This is a genomic window from Microbacterium sp. (genome assembly GCF_035687345.1).
Lineage (GTDB): Bacteria > Actinomycetota > Actinomycetes > Actinomycetales > Microbacteriaceae > Microbacterium.
In genome coordinates this window covers 64381-81110 of the sequence record NZ_DASRXZ010000122.1, presented here as the reverse complement: position 1 = coordinate 81110, position 16730 = coordinate 64381, and the positions used below count along the sequence as shown (strand labels likewise).

18 protein-coding genes are annotated in these 16730 nt (G+C 70.8%); 7 read left to right on the top strand and 11 right to left on the bottom strand.

The genetic code is table 11. The features are described from left to right. Nucleotides 1–16 precede the first annotated feature (16 nt). The 3 genes from VFF97_RS13825 to VFF97_RS13815 are packed head-to-tail and all read right to left on the bottom strand — an operon-like array spanning nucleotide 17 to nucleotide 1973. Nucleotides 17–1030, bottom strand: coding sequence for a TetR family transcriptional regulator (locus VFF97_RS13825; RefSeq protein ID WP_325034072.1), 1014 nt, complete (start codon nucleotides 1028–1030; stop codon nucleotides 17–19). A gap of 44 nt (nucleotides 1031–1074) precedes the next feature. After that, nucleotides 1075–1494, bottom strand: coding sequence for a hypothetical protein (locus VFF97_RS13820; protein ID WP_325034071.1), 420 nt, complete (start codon nucleotides 1492–1494; stop codon nucleotides 1075–1077). Continuing rightward, a complete protein-coding gene (locus tag VFF97_RS13815) occupies nucleotides 1491–1973 on the bottom strand; it encodes an OsmC family protein (protein ID WP_325034070.1) in 483 nt (160 codons plus the stop codon). Before VFF97_RS13815 ends, VFF97_RS13820 begins: the two co-directional genes overlap by 4 nt. A gap of 64 nt (nucleotides 1974–2037) precedes the next feature. On the opposite strand from VFF97_RS13815, the gene VFF97_RS13810 reads away from it, so the two are divergent. The 3 genes from VFF97_RS13810 to lipA all read left to right on the top strand — a co-directional run bounded on the left by VFF97_RS13810 (nucleotide 2038) and on the right by lipA (nucleotide 4454). Then, complete coding sequence (locus VFF97_RS13810; protein WP_325034069.1) at nucleotides 2038–2730, top strand: metalloregulator ArsR/SmtB family transcription factor; 693 nt, start codon at nucleotides 2038–2040, stop codon at nucleotides 2728–2730. Between the two features lie 87 nt (nucleotides 2731–2817). Then, nucleotides 2818–3456 carry a lipoyl(octanoyl) transferase LipB gene (gene lipB, locus VFF97_RS13805; RefSeq protein WP_325034068.1) on the top strand — a complete coding sequence of 213 codons (639 nt, stop codon included), beginning with the start codon at nucleotides 2818–2820 and terminating at the stop codon, nucleotides 3454–3456. Nucleotides 3457–3482: 26 nt separating this feature from the next. After that, complete coding sequence (lipA, locus tag VFF97_RS13800; protein WP_325034077.1) at nucleotides 3483–4454, top strand: lipoyl synthase; 972 nt, start codon at nucleotides 3483–3485, stop codon at nucleotides 4452–4454. On the opposite strand, the gene VFF97_RS13795 is transcribed toward lipA, so the two are convergent. The 3 genes from VFF97_RS13795 to smc form a co-directional block, all read right to left on the bottom strand. Then, nucleotides 4451–4951, bottom strand: a complete 501-nt coding sequence (locus VFF97_RS13795) for a DUF2004 domain-containing protein (RefSeq protein ID WP_325034067.1) — start codon at nucleotides 4949–4951, stop codon at nucleotides 4451–4453. The two genes, lipA and VFF97_RS13795, sit on opposite strands and share 4 nt — an antisense overlap. A gap of 88 nt (nucleotides 4952–5039) precedes the next feature. Further along, nucleotides 5040–5912 carry a signal recognition particle-docking protein FtsY gene (gene ftsY / locus VFF97_RS13790; protein ID WP_325034066.1) on the bottom strand — a complete coding sequence of 291 codons (873 nt, stop codon included), beginning with the start codon at nucleotides 5910–5912 and terminating at the stop codon, nucleotides 5040–5042. 95 nt (nucleotides 5913–6007) lie between these two features. Further along, nucleotides 6008–9574 carry a chromosome segregation protein SMC gene (gene smc / locus VFF97_RS13785; protein ID WP_325034065.1) on the bottom strand — a complete coding sequence of 1189 codons (3567 nt, stop codon included), beginning with the start codon at nucleotides 9572–9574 and terminating at the stop codon, nucleotides 6008–6010. A 526-nt stretch (nucleotides 9575–10100) separates the two neighbouring features. On the opposite strand from smc, the gene VFF97_RS13780 reads away from it, so the two are divergent. The 4 genes from VFF97_RS13780 to VFF97_RS13765 all read left to right on the top strand — a co-directional run bounded on the left by VFF97_RS13780 (nucleotide 10101) and on the right by VFF97_RS13765 (nucleotide 13684). Continuing rightward, entirely contained in the window at nucleotides 10101–10361 is a 261-nt protein-coding gene (locus tag VFF97_RS13780) for a hypothetical protein (protein WP_325034064.1), read from the top strand. Between the two features lie 74 nt (nucleotides 10362–10435). After that, complete coding sequence (locus VFF97_RS13775) at nucleotides 10436–11521, top strand: GNAT family N-acetyltransferase (protein WP_325034063.1); 1086 nt, start codon at nucleotides 10436–10438, stop codon at nucleotides 11519–11521. Further along, nucleotides 11514–12608: a GNAT family N-acetyltransferase gene (locus tag VFF97_RS13770; RefSeq protein WP_325034062.1), complete on the top strand. Its 1095-nt coding sequence runs from the start codon at nucleotides 11514–11516 to the stop codon at nucleotides 12606–12608. The genes VFF97_RS13775 and VFF97_RS13770 overlap by 8 nt, the downstream gene beginning before the upstream one ends. Beyond that, the gene (locus VFF97_RS13765) at nucleotides 12605–13684 is read left to right on the top strand and encodes a GNAT family N-acetyltransferase (protein ID WP_325034061.1); all 1080 of its coding nucleotides are present in this window, start codon (nucleotides 12605–12607) and stop codon (nucleotides 13682–13684) included. Before VFF97_RS13770 ends, VFF97_RS13765 begins: the two co-directional genes overlap by 4 nt. Nucleotides 13685–13697: 13 nt before the next feature. Here the strand turns inward: VFF97_RS13765 and mutM are convergent, their stop codons facing one another. The 5 genes from mutM to coaD all read right to left on the bottom strand — a co-directional run bounded on the left by mutM (nucleotide 13698) and on the right by coaD (nucleotide 16714). Next, nucleotides 13698–14636 carry a bifunctional DNA-formamidopyrimidine glycosylase/DNA-(apurinic or apyrimidinic site) lyase gene (gene mutM / locus VFF97_RS13760; protein ID WP_325034060.1) on the bottom strand — a complete coding sequence of 313 codons (939 nt, stop codon included), beginning with the start codon at nucleotides 14634–14636 and terminating at the stop codon, nucleotides 13698–13700. After that, the gene (gene rnc, locus VFF97_RS13755; protein WP_325034059.1) at nucleotides 14629–15321 is read right to left on the bottom strand and encodes a ribonuclease III; all 693 of its coding nucleotides are present in this window, start codon (nucleotides 15319–15321) and stop codon (nucleotides 14629–14631) included. Before rnc ends, mutM begins: the two co-directional genes overlap by 8 nt. A 19-nt stretch (nucleotides 15322–15340) precedes the next feature. Beyond that, entirely contained in the window at nucleotides 15341–15550 is a 210-nt protein-coding gene (gene rpmF, locus VFF97_RS13750; RefSeq protein WP_179489820.1) for a 50S ribosomal protein L32, read from the bottom strand. 2 nt (nucleotides 15551–15552) lie between these two features. Beyond that, the gene (locus tag VFF97_RS13745) at nucleotides 15553–16059 is read right to left on the bottom strand and encodes a YceD family protein (RefSeq protein WP_325034076.1); all 507 of its coding nucleotides are present in this window, start codon (nucleotides 16057–16059) and stop codon (nucleotides 15553–15555) included. A gap of 151 nt (nucleotides 16060–16210) precedes the next feature. Next, a complete protein-coding gene (gene coaD / locus VFF97_RS13740) occupies nucleotides 16211–16714 on the bottom strand; it encodes a pantetheine-phosphate adenylyltransferase (protein WP_325034058.1) in 504 nt (167 codons plus the stop codon). Nucleotides 16715–16730: the final 16 nt, after the last annotated feature.

The following is a 16730-nucleotide window of genomic DNA, read 5'->3' as shown; positions in this document are numbered from 1 at the left end:
CCATGATCCGGCAAGTTTACGCGAGCGAACCCGCGTCGCCGCTCTGCGGCTCGGGCCCGAGCTCCTGGAAGAGCGTGAGCTGCAGGTCGGCCTTTCCGCGCAGGCGTGCGTTGAGCGATCGCCACGGGGTGACGCGAGCGGATGCCTCGACCTCGGCGCCGGCATCCGCGAGTCGTGCCTGCGCCGCCGCCGTGTCGTCGACCTCGAGGGCGATGCGGATGCGGTCGCTGCGGCCGCCGTCGGTCTCGACCCGGTCGATGAAGTCCACCTGCGCCGGGTTCGAGAGTTCGAGGGTCGCGCGCCCTGCGTCGAGGATCGCGACGCGTGCGCCGCCGTCCGCCTCGTACGCCTCGGCCTGCGGCATGCCGACGACGTCGCGATAGAACGCGAGCGCTTCCTCGAAGTCCTCGGCGCGGGCCACGACCCGCAATTGGCGCACGTCGCCGCGCGAGGCGACGGGCACACCGCGCGACGCGGCGTCGAGGGCCCGCGCGAGGAACTCGCCGAGCCGGGTGCGGCCGGGTCCGGCATCCGCCCATTCCCACACCGCCGCGAGCACGGCGCCCGCGAGCCCGGCGGCCTGCACCTCGGCGGTCAGGCGGTCCGCGCCCGTGCGCGCCAGGCGGTCGGCGATCGCCCGTGCGAGACGTGCCTGCCGCACGGCCCGTTCGCGGATGAGCTCGTCGGCGATTCCCATCGCGTCGGCGTTCGCGATCGCGAGCGCGAGGCTGTCGGGTGCGAAGCCGTCGGCGATGGCCTCGAGGACGGAGCGCACCGGCTCGTCGCCCACGGTGAGCGCGCTCGAGGCCGCGCCGATGCGCTCGTCGAACGCGGCCCACAGGATGTCGCCCTTCGAGGCGAAGTAGTTGAAGAAGCTCGAGCGGCTGACACCGGCGCGGCTCGTGATGTCGGAGACGGATGTCTCGGCGTAGCCGCGCTCGAGGAAGAGTTCGCAGGCCGCTTCGGCGAGGGTCTCTCGTGAGGACGCGCGAGGACGTCCGGTGCGGGATGCGGAGTCGGAAGGCGCCATCCGTCCAGATTAGACAGCGCCGCCGGCGGGGGTCGCATCGATTCTCACCGCGGACGAGCGGCCCGCTCCGTGTCCCACTGGCGCGCGATCTCAACGCACTCCTCATGGCGCTCGGGCGGGACGACGAGGACGAGGCGCCCGTCGTGGTCGCTGTACTGGACGAGGATGTCGATGCCGGCATCGGCCACCCGACGGGTGAATCGGCCGAGCTGGCCCGGCGTCTGCTGGTCGAGGCGCAGCATCACGACGGGTGACACCGTTGCGCGCCCGAGTCCCGCGGATGCGAGGGCGGAGGTGGCGCGGTCGCCATCGGCGACGAGGAAGTGCGCCACGCCGACGCCGCGGTGCGTGAAGACCCCGCCGCCCGCGAGGCTCACTCCCGCGGCGCCGAGCACAGCTCCGAAGTCGGCGAGCGCTCCGGGGCGCGCCGCGAGCTCGATGCCGAGGTCGACGAGACCGCTCACGATGACACCGCCCCTGCGGGCACGGCGTCGACCACCGCGACCTGCAGCGAGATTCGTGTCTTGAGCGAGTTCGCGATGTAGCACATCTCGTGCGCGCGGTGCGCCGCCGCGACGACCTGTGCGTGATCCGTTCCCGGCGCGACGTGCACGGTCGGGGCGAGCACGATCGAGCCGATGCGCGCCGGCGCATCCGCAAGGTCCATCACGCCGTGCGCGTCGTCGGTGTACCGGACGACCTCGATCCTGGAGCGGTTGGCCACGGCGAGGAACGACAGCAGTTGGCATGAGCTCGCCGCAGCGACGAGCAGCTGCTCGGGGTTCATGAGCCTCCCGTCCCCGCGGAACGCAGGGTCGGCGCTGAGGCGCAGGGGTGGCTCGGCCGGCGGCGTCGACACGGCGTGGGTCCGTTCGTACGCGGCGTACGGACCGCTGGTCGACCCCGTCCACGTCGTTAGTGCGCGATAGGTGTGCTGTGTCATGCCGCGACGATAGGACGAGATCGTTTCGGCCCGCGCCGAAGTGTGCACGACTACCTTCGGATGCATGGCGAAGGACTTCACCGTGATCGGTCGCGCCCTCGCGACACCTGCGAGGTCCGACATGATCAACGCGCTGATGGACGGGTCGTCGCGACCGGCGAGCGAGCTCGCCTCCGCCGCCGGAGTGTCGCCGGCGACGGCATCCGAGCACCTCGCCGTCCTGACCGACGCCGGGCTCGTCACCTGCACGCCGCGCGGTCGACGCAGGTACTACCGGCTCGCCGACGCAGCCGTCGCGTCGGGACTCGAGCATCTCGGGAACCTCTGCCCGGATGCACCGGCGGTGACGTACCGGCAGTCGCGCGACGCGCGCGCCCTCGCTCAGGCGCGCTTCTGCTACGACCACCTCGCCGGGCGGCTCGGAGTCGCGCTCACCGACGCGATGATTGAAGCCGGGTGGCTCGACGGGGCCGACCTGGCACCGACACCCGCCGCGCGCGAAGCCTTCGCGGAGCGCGGCATCGACCTGGACGCCCTGCCGTCGCGCCGCCGTATCGCTCGCCGGTGCGCCGACTGGACGGAGCGCAGGGCTCACCTCGCCGGCGCTCTCGGCGCCGCCGTCGCCGCACGATTCCTCGACGCGGGCTGGGTCGCACGGATCCCGGACGGACGCGGCCTGCGCATCACGCGCGCGGGGTGGACGGCACTCGAGGCGCAGTGGGGCGTGCCCCGCGATCGGCTCGCCGCCGACGGGTGACGCGCGGGCGCGGCATCCGACTCGCCTTCGTCATGTCGTGACGTATTGTTAGACGCGATCCAATAACGCCACGAGCGAAGGAGCACGATGCTCGAGATCCTGCCCGCGGGGCTCGCGCCCGACTACGTCCCCTATCTCGAGGGGTGGGAGCTGCAGCGCCGCATCCACGCGGACGTCGTCGCGGGTGATCGCCCCGACACTCTCATCCTCCTCGAGCACGAGTCCGTCTACACCGCGGGCAGGCGCACCGAGGCGCACGAGCGTCCGACCGACGGCACCCCCGTGATCGATGTCGACCGCGGCGGCAAGATCACATGGCACGGTCCGGGCCAGCTCGTGGGCTACCCCATCGTCCGGCTCCCCGAGCCGGTCGACGTCGTCGCGCACGTCCGACGACTCGAGCGACTGCTCATCGACGTGCTGCGGGAGCACGGCGTCGACGGATACCAGGTCGCAGGGCGCAGCGGCGTGTGGGTGCGCCGCCCCCTCTCGGAGGACAAGGTCGCCGCGATCGGCGTGCGCGTCGAGCGGGGCGCCACGATGCACGGGTTCGCGGTGAACTGCGACAATTCGCTCGCGGCATTCCGCGGGATCATCCCGTGCGGCATCACCGACGCGGGCGTGACGACGGTGAGCGAAGTCGCGGGCGCGCATGTCTCCCCCGCCGACATCGTCGACACCGTCTCGCGGGTCTTCGCCGCCGAGTACGCGGGGGTGACCGCGTGAGCGCCGCTTCTCCCGAGGGGCGACGGATGCTGCGCCTCGAGGTGCGCAACGCGCAGACGCCCATCGAGCGCAAGCCGGAGTGGATCAAGACGAAGGCGAAACTCGGACCCGAGTATCAGGCGCTGCATTCGCTCGTGAAGAGCGAGGACCTGCACACGGTGTGCCAGGAGGCCGGGTGCCCGAACATCTACGAGTGCTGGGAGGACCGCGAGGCGACGTTCCTCATCGGCGGCTCGCAGTGCACGCGACGATGCGACTTCTGTCAGATCGACACCGGCAAGCCCGCCGAGTACGACACCGACGAGCCGCGACGCGTTGCCGAGAGCGTGACCCGGATGCAGCTGCGGTACGCGACCGTCACGGGCGTCGCCCGCGACGACCTCCCCGACGGCGGAGCGTGGCTCCACGCCGAGACGGTGCGGCAGATCCACGCGCAGAACCCCGGCACGGGCGTCGAGATCCTCGCGACCGACTTCAACGGCGACCCCGCCCTCCTCGACGAGGTCTTCGACAGTCGCCCCGAGGTGTTCGCCCACAACGTCGAGACCGTCCCGCGGATCTTCAAGCGTATCCGGCCGGCGTTCCGCTACGAGCGCTCGCTCGGCGTGCTCACGCGGGCCCGCGACGCGGGGCTCATCACGAAGTCGAACCTCATCCTCGGGATGGGCGAAGAGCCCGAAGAAGTCGTGCAGGCGCTGCAGGATCTCCACGACGCCGGCACCGACATCATCACGATCACGCAGTACCTGCGACCGACGCCGCGCCACCTGCCGGTCGCCCGGTGGGTCAAGCCGCAGGAGTTCGTGGAGTTCAAGGAGGAGGCCGAGCGCATCGGGTTCCTGGGCGTGCTGGCCGGACCCCTCGTGCGCTCGTCGTACCGCGCGGGGCGCCTGTGGGCGACGTCGATGATCGCGAAGGGCCGCGACATCCCGCCGCACCTGGCGCACCTCGCGCAGGACATCGCCGCCGAAGGGGCGTCGTTCGCTCAGGCGGTCTAGTCCGCGCTCGTCACCGTGAGCACGTCGCCCCCGGAGTCGAGGTTGACGAGCAGCACGTCGTCGGTGGCATCCGGATCGAGTGCGTACTCGAGCACCGCGAATGGGTCGGCGCCGCCGTGCTCGTCGGCGAGGATCGTCATGCTCATGAGCTGCAGCGAGCGGATGACGTCGATGTGCGTGTCGCCGGAGATGTCGATGAGCATGTCCTGCAGGTCGTCGCCGAGCGTCTCCTGCTGCTGGAGGATGTACTCGGTGACCTCGCTCGTGCGATCGCCGAGCTCGTTCACCATCGCGTTGCGGGCGCTGCGGTCGATCGTCTCGAGCGATGAGATGAGCGCCGCGGCCACGTCGAGGGCCGCTTCGGACACGTCGTCCTGGTCGGGAGCGGTCAGGTCGACCGTGACCGTCTGGTCTCCGAGCTCCACGTTCTCGGACCAGAAGATCGACCCGTCCGGCCCCGACTCGAGAAGGCCGAAGAAGTCGTGCTCGATCGCCATGACCCCATGAAACCAGCCTCTTGCCCGGTGCGATAGTCCGACGCACCCGTGGGAGGAAACGCGTCCGGGATCGGTCGGCGAAGGACCCCTATTCGACCAGCGAGGCGGCGAAGACGTGGGGCGTGAAGCCCGTGAGATCGCCGATGCCCTCACCCTGTCCGAGCAGCTTCACGGGGATGCCCGTACGCTCCTGGACGGCCAGCACGAAGCCGCCCTTGGCCGAGCCGTCGAGCTTCGTGATCACCAGGCCCGTGACCCCCGCGTGTTCGAGGAACGCCTGCGCCTGCATGACGCCGTTCTGCCCCGTCGTGGCGTCGAGCACGAGGAGCACTTCGCTGATCGGCGCCTGCTTCTCGATGACGCGGCGGATCTTGCTCAGCTCGTCCATGAGCCCGCCCTTGGTGTGCAGGCGACCAGCGGTGTCGACGAGGACGATCTCGGTGCCGGTGCGCTTGGCGTACTCGATGGTCTGGTATGCGACGGATGCCGGGTCCTGACCCTCCTGCTGGGGGCGCACGATCGCGGCGCCGCCTCGCTCCGCCCATGTGGCGAGCTGGTCGACCGCAGCGGCGCGGAACGTGTCGGCAGCGCCGACGACGACCGACCGGCCGTAGCGCTGGAGGAACTTCGCGAACTTTCCGATCGTCGTGGTCTTGCCCACGCCGTTCACGCCCACCACGAGCACCACCGCGGGCCGCTCGGTGAGTTTGAGGGTCGTGTCGAACTTCGCGAAGTGCTCCTCGAGCGTCTCGACGAGCATGCGCTTGAGGTCGCGCGGGTCTGTCGTGCGGTAGCGGTCGACCTTCTCGCGGAGCTCCTCGACGATGCGCTCGGTGATGTCGGGGCCGAAGTCCGCCGTGATGAGGGCTGTCTCGAGGTCTTCCCACGTCGACTCGTCGATCGTCGGCTTCACGAACATGCCGCGCAGGGCGCGGCCGAGCGACCAGGAGTTCTCCGCCATGACTCCAGCCTAGGCGGGCGCGGGGAGGGAACCCGCGCACGCGCGCACTGCTGCCGGCGAACACGAGGCGCCGAGGGCGTGCCACGGATGCCGCATCAGGACGCTGCGCGCTCGCGCACGCGCTGGCCGACGACGGCCGAGACGCCGTCCTGCCGCATCGACACGCCGTACAGCGCGTCGGCGATCTCCATCGTGCGCTTCTGGTGCGTGATCACGATGAGCTGGCTCGTCTCGCGCAGCTGCTCGAACACCCCGAGAAGTCGGCCGAGGTTCGCGTCGTCGAGCGCTGCCTCCACCTCATCGAGGATGTAGAAGGGGCTCGGCCGTGCCTTGAAGATCGCGACGAGCAGCGCGACCGCCGCGAGCGACCGCTCGCCGCCGGACAGGAGCGACAGGCGTTCGATCTTCTTGCCGACGGGACGCACCGAGACCTCGATGCCGGTCGTGAGCGGCGACTCGGGGTCGGTGAGCGAGATCGAGCCGCTTCCACCGGGGAACAGCACCGGGAACACCTCGCCGAAGGCCGCCTTCGTGTCTTCGAACGCCGCGAGGAAGATCGACTGCATGCGCTCGTCCAGCTCCTCGATGATCGTGAGCAGGTCCTTGCGCGTCTGCGTCAGATCGGCGAGCTGCTCGGTGAGGAACTTGTGCCGCTGCTCGAGCGCCGCGAACTCCTCGAGGGCGAGCGGATTCACACGTCCGAGCTGGGCGAGCTTGCGCTCCGCCTCCTGCAGGCGGCGCTTCTGGCGCGCCCGGTCGTAGGGCTCCGTGGCGGGCGGACGATCGGATGCGGCATCCGCGTCTTCTTCGTCGGATGCGGCCGCGCTCGGCGCGTCGTCGAGAGGAACCGGCTGGTCAGGCCCGTATTCCGAAACGAGAATATTCTCGTCCAGGCCGAGCTCCGACTCTGCGCGCTCGAGCAGCCCCGTGACGTGGAGGCGCTTCTCGTGGATCTGCAGCTCGAGTCCGTGGACGCTCTCGGCGAGCCGCGCGAGGCGCTCGCGCACGCCGGCCTCCTGACGGCGCAGGTCGGCGAGCTCGGTGGTCACGGCGGTGCGCGCGGACTCGGCGGTGGCCAGCTCGACGCGCGCCTGCGCCACCGATCGATCCACTGAGTCCAGCACCGCGGGAAGTTGCGACACGACCTGCTCCGCGAGCTCGCGCTGCGCACGCCGGATGACCGCACGGCGCGCCGCCGCAGCCGCTGCCTCGCGCTCCCGTTCACGTTGCCGTTCGAGCTGCGCGACCCGCGCCTCGCCGGCACGGATCCGCTCCCGCAGCGTCTCGACGTCGAGGCGCGAGCGCATCTCCGCGTCGCGGGCCTCCTCGAGCGCCGCGAGCACGCCCTCGCGCGCCGACGCGTCGAGGATCGGTCGCGGTGCTTCGAGCGCCGCCGCGAGCTGCTCGTCGGCCACGCGCGCGGAGGCCTCGGCATCCGCGACGGCCGCCTGCGCCTGCGCGAGGCCGGCCGACAGGCGCTCGCATTCGGCGACCGCGGCCTCGTGCCGGACGGTCGCCCGGTTGACCTGCTCGGTGTGCGCGGCCAGTGCGGCGTCGTGCGCGCGAAGCGTCTCGAGCGCCGTCTTGGTGCGTTTGCGCGCGCTCTCCAACTCCTTCGTCGCGTCGGCGAGCGCCTCGCGCAGAGAGTCCGCGACGACGGTGATCTCGTCGCGTCGCTCGGCGGCCGCGTCGCGCTCCGCCGACAGCTCGAGGCGCGATCGCGAAGCGCCTGCGCCGGCGCGGAGCGAGTACTCGGTGTAGACCTCGCCCGCCCGCGTGACGACGGTGACGGGAGAGCCCACCACGGCGGCCGCGAGCGCCGGGCCCGCCTTGCGCACCGCGTCGAGGTCGTCCGCGATGACGACGTGCGACAGCAGCCCGAGCACGCCCTCGGGAGCGGTCACGACGTCCCGCGCCGGCACGACGCCGTGCATCCGCGGGAACGCCGGCGTCACGGAATCCGCATCGGCGATGACCATGTCGACCAAACCCGCATCCGACCCGCGCACGTGCTCGGCGAGCGCGAAGGCGTCGTCTCGTCGCTCGACGAGCACACCCTCCGCGAGCGGCCCGAGCACCGCGGCGATCGCCGCCTCGAAGCCGGGCTGGACCTGCACCGCGTCGCCGACGAGGCCGCGCACGCCGGCGTGGCCCTCCGCGATGAGGGCGGATGCCCCGTTCTGCACGTCGAGCGCGCGGCTCAGCGCGGCCGTCTGCGCCGTGAGCGCCTCGACCTCGCGCTCGGCCGCGTGCAGTCGGTCGCGCAGCCCGGCGACCTGCGCCTCGGCGTCGTTCGCGTCGCGCTGCGCGCGCTCGTACGCCGACGCGTACTCCGCCGACGAGCCCTCGGGCTCGAGGTCGGGGTCGAGGCCCGCGAGCGCCTCCTCCGCCTCGACACGACGGGCGAGCGCGGCGTCGAGCGCCTTCTGCTGCCGCTCGACGGCGGTGCGCACGGCGGCGAGGGCGGATGCCGCGGCCTCCGCCGTTCCGCGGAGCGCGGTGATGCGCATGTCGTGCTCCGAGACGAGCGCGCTCTGGGCCGCGATGTCGGCGTCGAGCGCGTCGAGCTCGGCCCGGGCGCGCGTGACTTCGCGCGCCGCCTCCGCCGCCGCGTCCTGCGCGGCTCCGAGGCCCGCCGCGATCTCGTCGACCTCGGCGCGCGCCTCGTCGATCGTCGCCTGCGTCACGGTCGTGTGCTCGCCGACATCGTCCTGTTCGCTGTCGCCCAGCAGCGCGAGGCGCTGACCGGCGAGCGTGTACAGCCCGCGCAGTCGCTCCTGCACGCGCTCGAGCCCGTGCAGCACTCGGCGGGCCTCGTCGACCGCCTCGGACTGCTGCTCGCGCTCGAGCCGCTCGATGCGCGCCCGCACGTTCTCGACCTCGTCCTGCAGCACGAGTCGCTCCGTCGTGCGCTCCTGCTCGGAGCGCGCGTGGGCCGCGAGCTGCTCGCGCAGGCCCACGATCTCGTCGGCGAGGAGACGCGCCTTCGCGTCGCGCACGATCGCGGCGATGGTGGCCGCCTCACGCGCGATCTCGGCCTGGCGGCCCAGGGGCTTGAGCTGACGCCGCAGCTCACCGGCGAGGTCGTTCAGCCGCGTGAGGTTCGCCTCCATCGCCTCGAGCTTGCGGACGGTCTTCTCCTTGCGCCGCCGGTGCTTGAGGATGCCTGCGGCCTCCTCGATGAAGCCGCGGCGATCCTCCGGCGTCGCCTGGAGCACGCTGTCGAGCCGGCCCTGGCCGACGATGACGTGCATCTCGCGGCCGAGGCCGGAGTCGCTCAAGAGCTCCTGCACGTCGAGCAGACGGCAGTTCTCGCCGTTGATCGCGTATTCGCTCGTGCCGTTGCGGAAGAGCGTGCGGCTGATCGTCACCTCGGAGTACTCGATCGGCAGTGCGCCGTCGCTGTTGTCGATCGTGAGCTGCACCTCGGCGCGGCCGAGCGGTCCGCGCGTCGCGGTGCCGGCGAAGATGACGTCCTCCATCTTGCCGCCGCGCAGCGTCTTGGCGCCCTGCTCGCCCATGACCCATGCGAGCGCGTCGACGACGTTCGACTTGCCCGATCCGTTGGGTCCGACGATGCACGTCACGCCCGGCTCGAACGCGAAGGTGGTCGGCTGGGCGAACGACTTGAACCCTTTGAGCGTCACGCTCTTCAGGTGCATGAATGCCCCTCCACCCCGTCGAACTACCGCTCAAAGGTACCTGAGCGGGCGCGTCGTCCCGCGCAGGCGAGCCGAGGGGTGAACGGATGCCGCGCCGCGCTACCCCATCGCGACGCGCGCGGTGCTCGCCGCATCCGGTTTCACACGAATCTCGGAGAAGTCCTTGACGTGCGTATCAGGACGGCGCTAACGTGACTCCTCGCGTCGAAGTCGAAAGGAGGTCACCGATGATGCACATGATCGCAGCCGGCATTGCCCCGGCCACGCACACCCCGTTCGGAGGGGTCGCTCCGGTGACTGGTTCCTTCGGCGTCACACTCTGCGCCGCAGGCTGACACCAGCCGCGCAGGAGGACTCTGCCCATCGGGCGCCTCGCCCCGTGCTCTCCGCATGCTCGCGGACCGCCGCGCGGCCCTCCTCCTGCTGAGCCCCTTCCACTCGCGCGCATTCTCGCGCGCCTCCGCGCCCGCTTCGGGCATCCATCCCGTTCTGCCTCGACCGAGGCTCCATCTGGAAAGAGATCATCATGAACGACACGCTCGCCCGCGTTCGTCCTCCTGATACCGATGCGCTCCTGGCGACGTCGCTCTCCGACGTCGCGCGGCTCTCGCCGCTCGACAGGCTGGAGCTGCGGGTCGGTCTGTGGCTGCTGCTGCGCAGCGCCCGCCGCAACCACTCCGCACGCGACACAGAGGCACGCGCTCTGCTCCTCGAGCAGACCCGTGCGCGCACCGATCGCGAGCACGACGCTCTCCGCAAGCACGCTGTTCTCAGCGTGCGCACGTGAGCCGGGGCCGCTGCGCCGGCGGCCCCGGCCCCACAACCGCTCCCCCGAACTTCGACGCGAGAACCGAGGACATCATGATCACCGCCCCGGCCGGAATCGCCTTCCGGCCCCTTGTCATCCCGAAGTCGATGGACGCCCCAGAGGCGGCCGACTTCGCCGAGATGGTGCGCGTGCGCAACATCGTCTACCGCCAGATCTCCGGACGTGACGACAACGACATCACGGCCGACGAGCTTCTTCCCTTCTACCAGCCCGACGAGTACGAACTGCGCTTCGTGTGGACCGTCGTGAAGGACGACGCGGTCGTCGGCCGCATCGGCATCGACATCCCGCTCGAGGGCGACTCGAAGGCGCTGTATTGGCTCATCGAGCTGCAGCGCGAGGTGTGGGGCCAGGGCATCGGCTCTGCCGCGTACGAGTTCGTCGAGCAGGTCGCCCGCGAACACGGCCGCACTGTGCTGGAGTCGTGGGCGAAGCACCCCGAGGCATCCGGCCCGCGCCTCGACCCGCCCACCGGCTTCGGCAGCATCCCGCTCGACCACGCCGCACGCTTCTACCTTTCGAAGGGCTACACGCTCGAGCAGGTGGAGCGATTCAGCGCGCTCGACCTGAGCACATCGCGTGACACGGTCGACCGGCTCCTCGCCGAGGCGACCGAGGCGGCGCAGGGCTATCGCGTCGTCGAGTGGTTCGCGCCGACTCCGCCCGAGTGGGCCGACGGCTATGCGCAGATGAAGGCGCGCATGTCGACGGATGCTCCGTCGGCAGGGCTCGACATGCCCGAAGAGACCTGGGACGCGGCGCGCATCGCGAAGCACGACGAGCAGTACACCGCGTCGCAGCGCGTCATCCATGTGACGGCGGCCCAGCACATCGCGTCCGGGCAGCTGTGCGCCTTCAACGAGCTCGTGATCGGCAAGGACCGCACCGGCGTCACCCACCAGGAGGACACCCTCGTGCTCAAGGAGCACCGCGGACACCGCCTGGGACTGCTCGTCAAGTGCGCGGGACTGGTCGCGTGGCGCGACATCGCCCCCGACTCCCCGCGCGTCATCACCTACAACGCTGAGGAGAACCGCCCCATGCTCAGCATCAACGAGGCGATCGGCTTCACGCCGGTCTCGTACGAGGGGGCCTGGAAGAAGGTGCTCGATGACTGACATCGCCACACACCCGCTGACGGTCGCTCGATTGGTCGCACCCGCGTCGGTCGACGCTCCTGACGCCGGTCCGTTCCTCGAGACCGTGCGCCTCGCGAACGCCGTATGCCGGCACGACGCCGGCCACGACTACCTCGACCAGGAGCCGGCCGAGATGCTGGGACCCTGGCACCACCAGGAGGACTGGGGCCACTCGGGGTTCACGGTCGAGCGCGACGGCCGCATCATCGGCGCCGTGACGTCGATCTACGCGCAGCGTGCCGACTCCGACACGCTCGAGTTCGACCTCATGGTCGACCCCGGGCGGCGGGGTGAGGGCGCCGAGGAGGCGCTGCTCGCCGCGATCGAGGACGAGGCGCGCCGACTCGGACGATCCGTGATCCAGACGTGGACGCTCCACCGACCGGATCCCCCGAGCGAGCCGATGCGGCCGTCGACCGGCTGGGGTGTGATCCCCGCCGACGATCCGCAGACGGTGTTCCACCTCGCGAACGGGTTCACGCTCGAGCAGGTGGAGCGCAACAGCGCGTTCGACCTGCACGGGTCGTTCGACCTCGTGGAGCGGATGCTGGCGGAGGCCCTCGCCGCAGCCGGTGGCGACTACCGCGTGGTGACGTGGACGTCGCCGACGCCGGAAGAGCACATCGACAGCTTCGCGTACGTGATCTCGCGGATGTCCACGGACGTGCCCGCGGGCGGTCTCGTGATCGAGGAGGAGGTGTGGGACGCCGACCGCGTGCGCCGGCGCGACGCCCGCCTCCGCGCTCAGGGCCTGACCGTGTCGGTCGCGTGCGTCGAGCACGTGCCGTCGGCCCGAATCGTCGCGTACAACGAGCTCGTCATCGGCGAGGACCCCACGGCGGCGACGCAGCAGTTCGGCACGCTCGTCGTGAAGGAGCACCGCGGTCACCGTCTGGGCGTCATCATCAAGTGCACCAACCTGCTGCGGTGGCGCGAGATCGCGCCCGAATCGCCGCGCGTGTCGACGTTCAACGCCGAGGAGAACCGCCACATGCTCGACATCAACGAGGCGATCGGCTTCGTGCCCGTCTCGTACGCGGGCGCATGGAAGAAGGTCCTCGCGTGAGCCGGACGGGCGTCACCGTCGCGATCACGCCGATCCCGATACCGGCGAATCCGGATGCCCCGGATGCTGCCGACTTCCGCGCGATGGTCGGCGTGCGCAACCGGGTGTCGTCCGCACTCTTCGGCGAAGACGCGCTGGACGCGGCGCCGCAGCAGGTGCTGCCGACATGGGCAGAGCAGACCGACGTGGCGCTGCACGGCTGGCTCGTGCGCGCCGAGGACGAGGTCGTCGGACGCGTCGTGCTCGACATGCCCCGCGAACCGGGCTCTCGGCGGGTGATGATCCGCGTCGAGGTCGTGCCGGAGGCGTGGGAACGCGGGTACGGTCGTGCGGCGATGGCGTTCGCCGAGGAACGCGCGAGCGAGTTCGGTCGGACCGTCCTCCAGGCGATGACCGTGCACCCGGCCGGCGCCGAGCAGACGCTCGTGCCCCGGTCGGGCGCCGGCGCCATGCCCGAGGACCGCTTCGCGCGCTTCCTGCTGTCGTTCGGCTACGCGCTCGAGCAGGTGTACCGGATCAGCACGCTCGACCTGACCCGCCCCGTCGAGGGCTTCGACGCGCTGCTCGCGGATGCACGCGAGGCATCCGCCGGCTACCGCTACGTGAGCTGGACGTCGCCGACGCCGGATGAGTGGATCGACGACTACGCGTGGATGAAGGCGCGCATGTCGACGGATGCGCCCACCGCCGACATGGAGATGGACGAGGAGGCCTGGGACGCCGCGCGCGTGCGCCGCATGGAGGAGATCTCCGTCCGGTCGGGCAACGAGCGGCTCGTCGGGGCGGCGCAGCACATCGCGTCCGGCCGTCTCGTCGCGTTCACCGAGCTGTCGAGCTTCCGCGTGCCGGGCAAGCCCATCGACCAGGACGACACGCTCGTGCTGAAGGAGCACCGCGGACACCGGCTCGGCGCGCTCGTGAAGTGCGAGACGCTGATCCGCGCACGGGAGCAGTTCCCCGAGGGCGAGCGCATCGTCACGGGGAATGCCGAGGAGAACCGCCCGATGCTCGCGATCAACGAGGCGATGGGGTTCACGTCCACCCGCTACATCGCGGACTGGCAGAAGACGGTGTGACGGATGCCTCGGCTCACGCCGCGCGCGGGGGCCGAGGCATCCGCATCCGCTGGCACCGCGGGCAGTAGTGGCTCGACCGGTTCATGAACGACACGCGCACGATCGGACGGCCGCACCGCGGGCACGGCTCGCCGGTGCGGCCGTACGCGTTGAGCGAGTGGGCGAAGTAGCCCGCCTGCCCGTTCACGTTGACGTACTGCGCGTCGAAGCTCGTGCCGCCCTCGGCGAGAGCCTTCTCGAGCACCGCGCGGATCTCGGCGAGCAGCCGGTTCACGGCGCGGGTCGACAGCGCCTTCGCGGGGGTCTCCGGATGGAGGCGCGCCGCCCACAGGGCTTCGTCCGCGTAGATGTTGCCCACACCGCTGACCACTGTCTGGTCGAGGAGCACGCGCTTGATCGCCGAGTCCTTGCGCGCGAGCAGCGCGCGGAACCGGGCGTCTGAGAAAGCGGGATCGAGCGGATCGCGCGCGATGTGCGACACCTGGCGCGGGACGGATGCCTCGCCCCACCCGTGACCGCCGGGCGCGGCATCCGGCGTCGGGATCAGCTCGTCGATCGCGAGCGAGCCGAACGTGCGCTGGTCGGCGAACACGACCGCGAGCTCGCCGTGCTCGGGATGGTGGATGTCGAACCGGATGCGCTCGTGGCGCTCGGGTGCGGCACCCGCAGGACGCAGCAGGAGCTGCCCGCTCATGCCGAGGTGCCCCACGACGGCCTCGCTCGCCGGCGCGTGCGCGTCGTCCGCCGGTTCGAGCGCGAGCCACAGGAACTTGCCGCGTCGGCCGGCGGCGCGCACGGTGCGGCCCGTCAGGCGGGCCTCGAAGTCGGCGGCGGAACCCGGATGCCGCGTCAGCGCCCGCTCGTCGAGCACCGTGACGCCGACGATCGTCGCACCCGTGACCGCGGGCGCGAGGCCGGATCGGACGACCTCGACCTCGGGAAGCTCAGGCACGCCCGCTGAGCTCTTTCCACGCGGTGAGCGCGGCCGCCATCTCGGCCTGCTTCTTGCTCGAGCCGGTTCCTTCGGCGGTGAAGTCGCCGACCTTCACGGTCGCGGTGAAGGTGCGGTCGTGATCCGGGCCCTCAGCGGTGACCGAGTACGACGGCGGCGTGCGGCCGGTGCTCGCGGCGAGCTCCTGCAGACTCGTCTTCGGATCGATCGCCGCGCCGTAGCGCTCGGGGTCGTCGAGGAGCGGGCCGACCAGCCGAAGCACGAGCGCGGTCGCGGCATCCGCACCCGCCGACAGGTACGTGGCGCCGATGAGCGCCTCCATCGTGTCGGCGAGGATCGAGTCCTTGTCGCGGCCGCCGGTCATGTTCTCGCCACGGCCGAGGAGGATGTGCTCGCCCAGCCCGATGCCGCGCGCGACCTCGGCGAGCGCGACCGTCGAGACGACGGCGGCCCGTCGCTTCGCGAGCGAGCCCTCGTCGAGGTCGGGATGCTGCGTGAACAGGCGCACCGTGACGGCGAGTCCGAGCACCGAGTCGCCGAGGAACTCGAGGCGCTCGTTGTGCGGGATCTGGCCGTGCTCGTACGAGTACGAGCGATGGGTGAGGGCGAGCGAAAGAAGCTCGGGGTCGATCTCGACCCCGAGCTTCTCGGTGAGCGCTTCGCGCTCGGGAATGACGTCGGTCACGTCGTGCCGCAGGCGCGGATCAGACGTCGGCGACCTTGCGGCCCTTGTACTCGAGGAACAGCTCGGTGCCCTGCGAGTCGGTCACGACCTTCGCGTGGTGGGGGCGGCTGTAGACGACCTTGCCGTTCTCGACGGTCTTGACCAGCTTCGGGGCCTCGGCCTTCCACTGCGCGCGGCGCGAGCGGGTGTTCGAACGGGAGACCTTCCGCTTCGGGGGGTTACCTGCCATGGCTAGCTCTCTTCTGTGTTCTCGACGTCGCGGCCCGCTGCGCGCGCTGCTTCATCGTGGTCTGTGGTGTAGTCCTGGAGCGCCGCCCAGCGTGGATCGATGGGAGCGCGGGGCTCTGACCCGGCGTTGTCGGCCAAACGCTCGCCCGTGGCCGGGTCGAGGCCGGGGCAATCCGGCTGACACACCGGCTGAAACGGAAGCGACAGGACGATCGCATCCCTGACCGGAGTTTCAAGATCCACGTGGTCGTCTTGAACCTCGAAGTCAGTTGCTTCCGCTCCAGGATACGCGAAAAGCTCCTGAAACTCGACTTGGACGGCCTCGGCGACGTCGGTGAGGCACCGACCGCACACACCGGTGTACTCGGTGTCGACGTGCCCCGTCACGAGGATGCCCTCGTGCACGGACTCGAGCCGCACGTCGACGACGACCGGTTCGCCCTCGGCGATGGACACGAGCCCTTCGCCCCACTTCTCGGGCGCGGGGAGCTCGATCGAGTGCTCGCGCATCTCGCCGGGCTTGTGGGCGATGTCGCGAACAGGGATCACGAGGGGCCCCGAGAGATGCTTTTTCACGATCCACCATCGTACCGGCCGGGTGTCGGACGAGGGCCGGATGCGCTCCGCCCCGCTCCGAGCGCGGAGCGGCGCTCAGCGCGGCTCAGATGATGTCGCGCGCGCCCGTGTCGAGGAACCGCGCGACCGCCGCCGGAACGTACGGCGACACGTCGCCGCCGAGCGCCGCCACCTGCCGCACGAGCGAGCTCGACACGAGGGCGTGCGCGGGATCGGGCAGCAGGAACACCGTCTCGACGTGCGCGAGGTGACGGTTCACGATCGCCATCGGGGTCTCGTAGGCGACGTCGACCTGCGACCGGATGCCCTTCACGAGCACGCCGGCACCGACGTCGGTCGCGTAGTCGACGAGCAGCCCCATGCTCCACGACGCGACGATGACGTCGCCGTCGATGTCCTCGTCCTCGGCGATCGACTGCTCGAGGAGCGCGAGGCGCTGCGCGATCGGCAGCATCGCCTCCTTGTCGGGGTTGTGCACGACGAGGACGTGGAGCTGGTCGTAGAGGCGAGCCGCACGACGGATCACGTCGATGTGACCGAGCGTGGGGGGATCGAAGGAGCCCGGGACGACGGCGATCCGGCTGTTCATGGCGACAGCCTATCGG

Coding starts and splice junctions, on each gene's coding strand:
- VFF97_RS13825 (WP_325034072.1), bottom strand. CDS start 1,030: ATGGCGCCTTCCGACTCCGCATCCCGCACCGGACGTCCTCGCGCGTCC.
- VFF97_RS13745 (WP_325034076.1), bottom strand. CDS start 16,059: ATGCGCGAGCACTCGATCGAGCTCCCCGCGCCCGAGAAGTGGGGCGAA.
- VFF97_RS13775 (WP_325034063.1), top strand. CDS start 10,436: ATGATCACCGCCCCGGCCGGAATCGCCTTCCGGCCCCTTGTCATCCCG.
- coaD (WP_325034058.1), bottom strand. CDS start 16,714: ATGAACAGCCGGATCGCCGTCGTCCCGGGCTCCTTCGATCCCCCCACG.
- VFF97_RS13795 (WP_325034067.1), bottom strand. CDS start 4,951: ATGGCGATCGAGCACGACTTCTTCGGCCTTCTCGAGTCGGGGCCGGAC.
- rpmF (WP_179489820.1), bottom strand. CDS start 15,550: ATGGCAGGTAACCCCCCGAAGCGGAAGGTCTCCCGTTCGAACACCCGC.
- lipB (WP_325034068.1), top strand. CDS start 2,818: ATGCTCGAGATCCTGCCCGCGGGGCTCGCGCCCGACTACGTCCCCTAT.
- VFF97_RS13780 (WP_325034064.1), top strand. CDS start 10,101: ATGAACGACACGCTCGCCCGCGTTCGTCCTCCTGATACCGATGCGCTC.
- VFF97_RS13815 (WP_325034070.1), bottom strand. CDS start 1,973: ATGACACAGCACACCTATCGCGCACTAACGACGTGGACGGGGTCGACC.
- lipA (WP_325034077.1), top strand. CDS start 3,483: ATGCTGCGCCTCGAGGTGCGCAACGCGCAGACGCCCATCGAGCGCAAG.
- VFF97_RS13770 (WP_325034062.1), top strand. CDS start 11,514: ATGACTGACATCGCCACACACCCGCTGACGGTCGCTCGATTGGTCGCA.
- smc (WP_325034065.1), bottom strand. CDS start 9,574: ATGCACCTGAAGAGCGTGACGCTCAAAGGGTTCAAGTCGTTCGCCCAG.
- VFF97_RS13810 (WP_325034069.1), top strand. CDS start 2,038: ATGGCGAAGGACTTCACCGTGATCGGTCGCGCCCTCGCGACACCTGCG.
- ftsY (WP_325034066.1), bottom strand. CDS start 5,912: ATGGCGGAGAACTCCTGGTCGCTCGGCCGCGCCCTGCGCGGCATGTTC.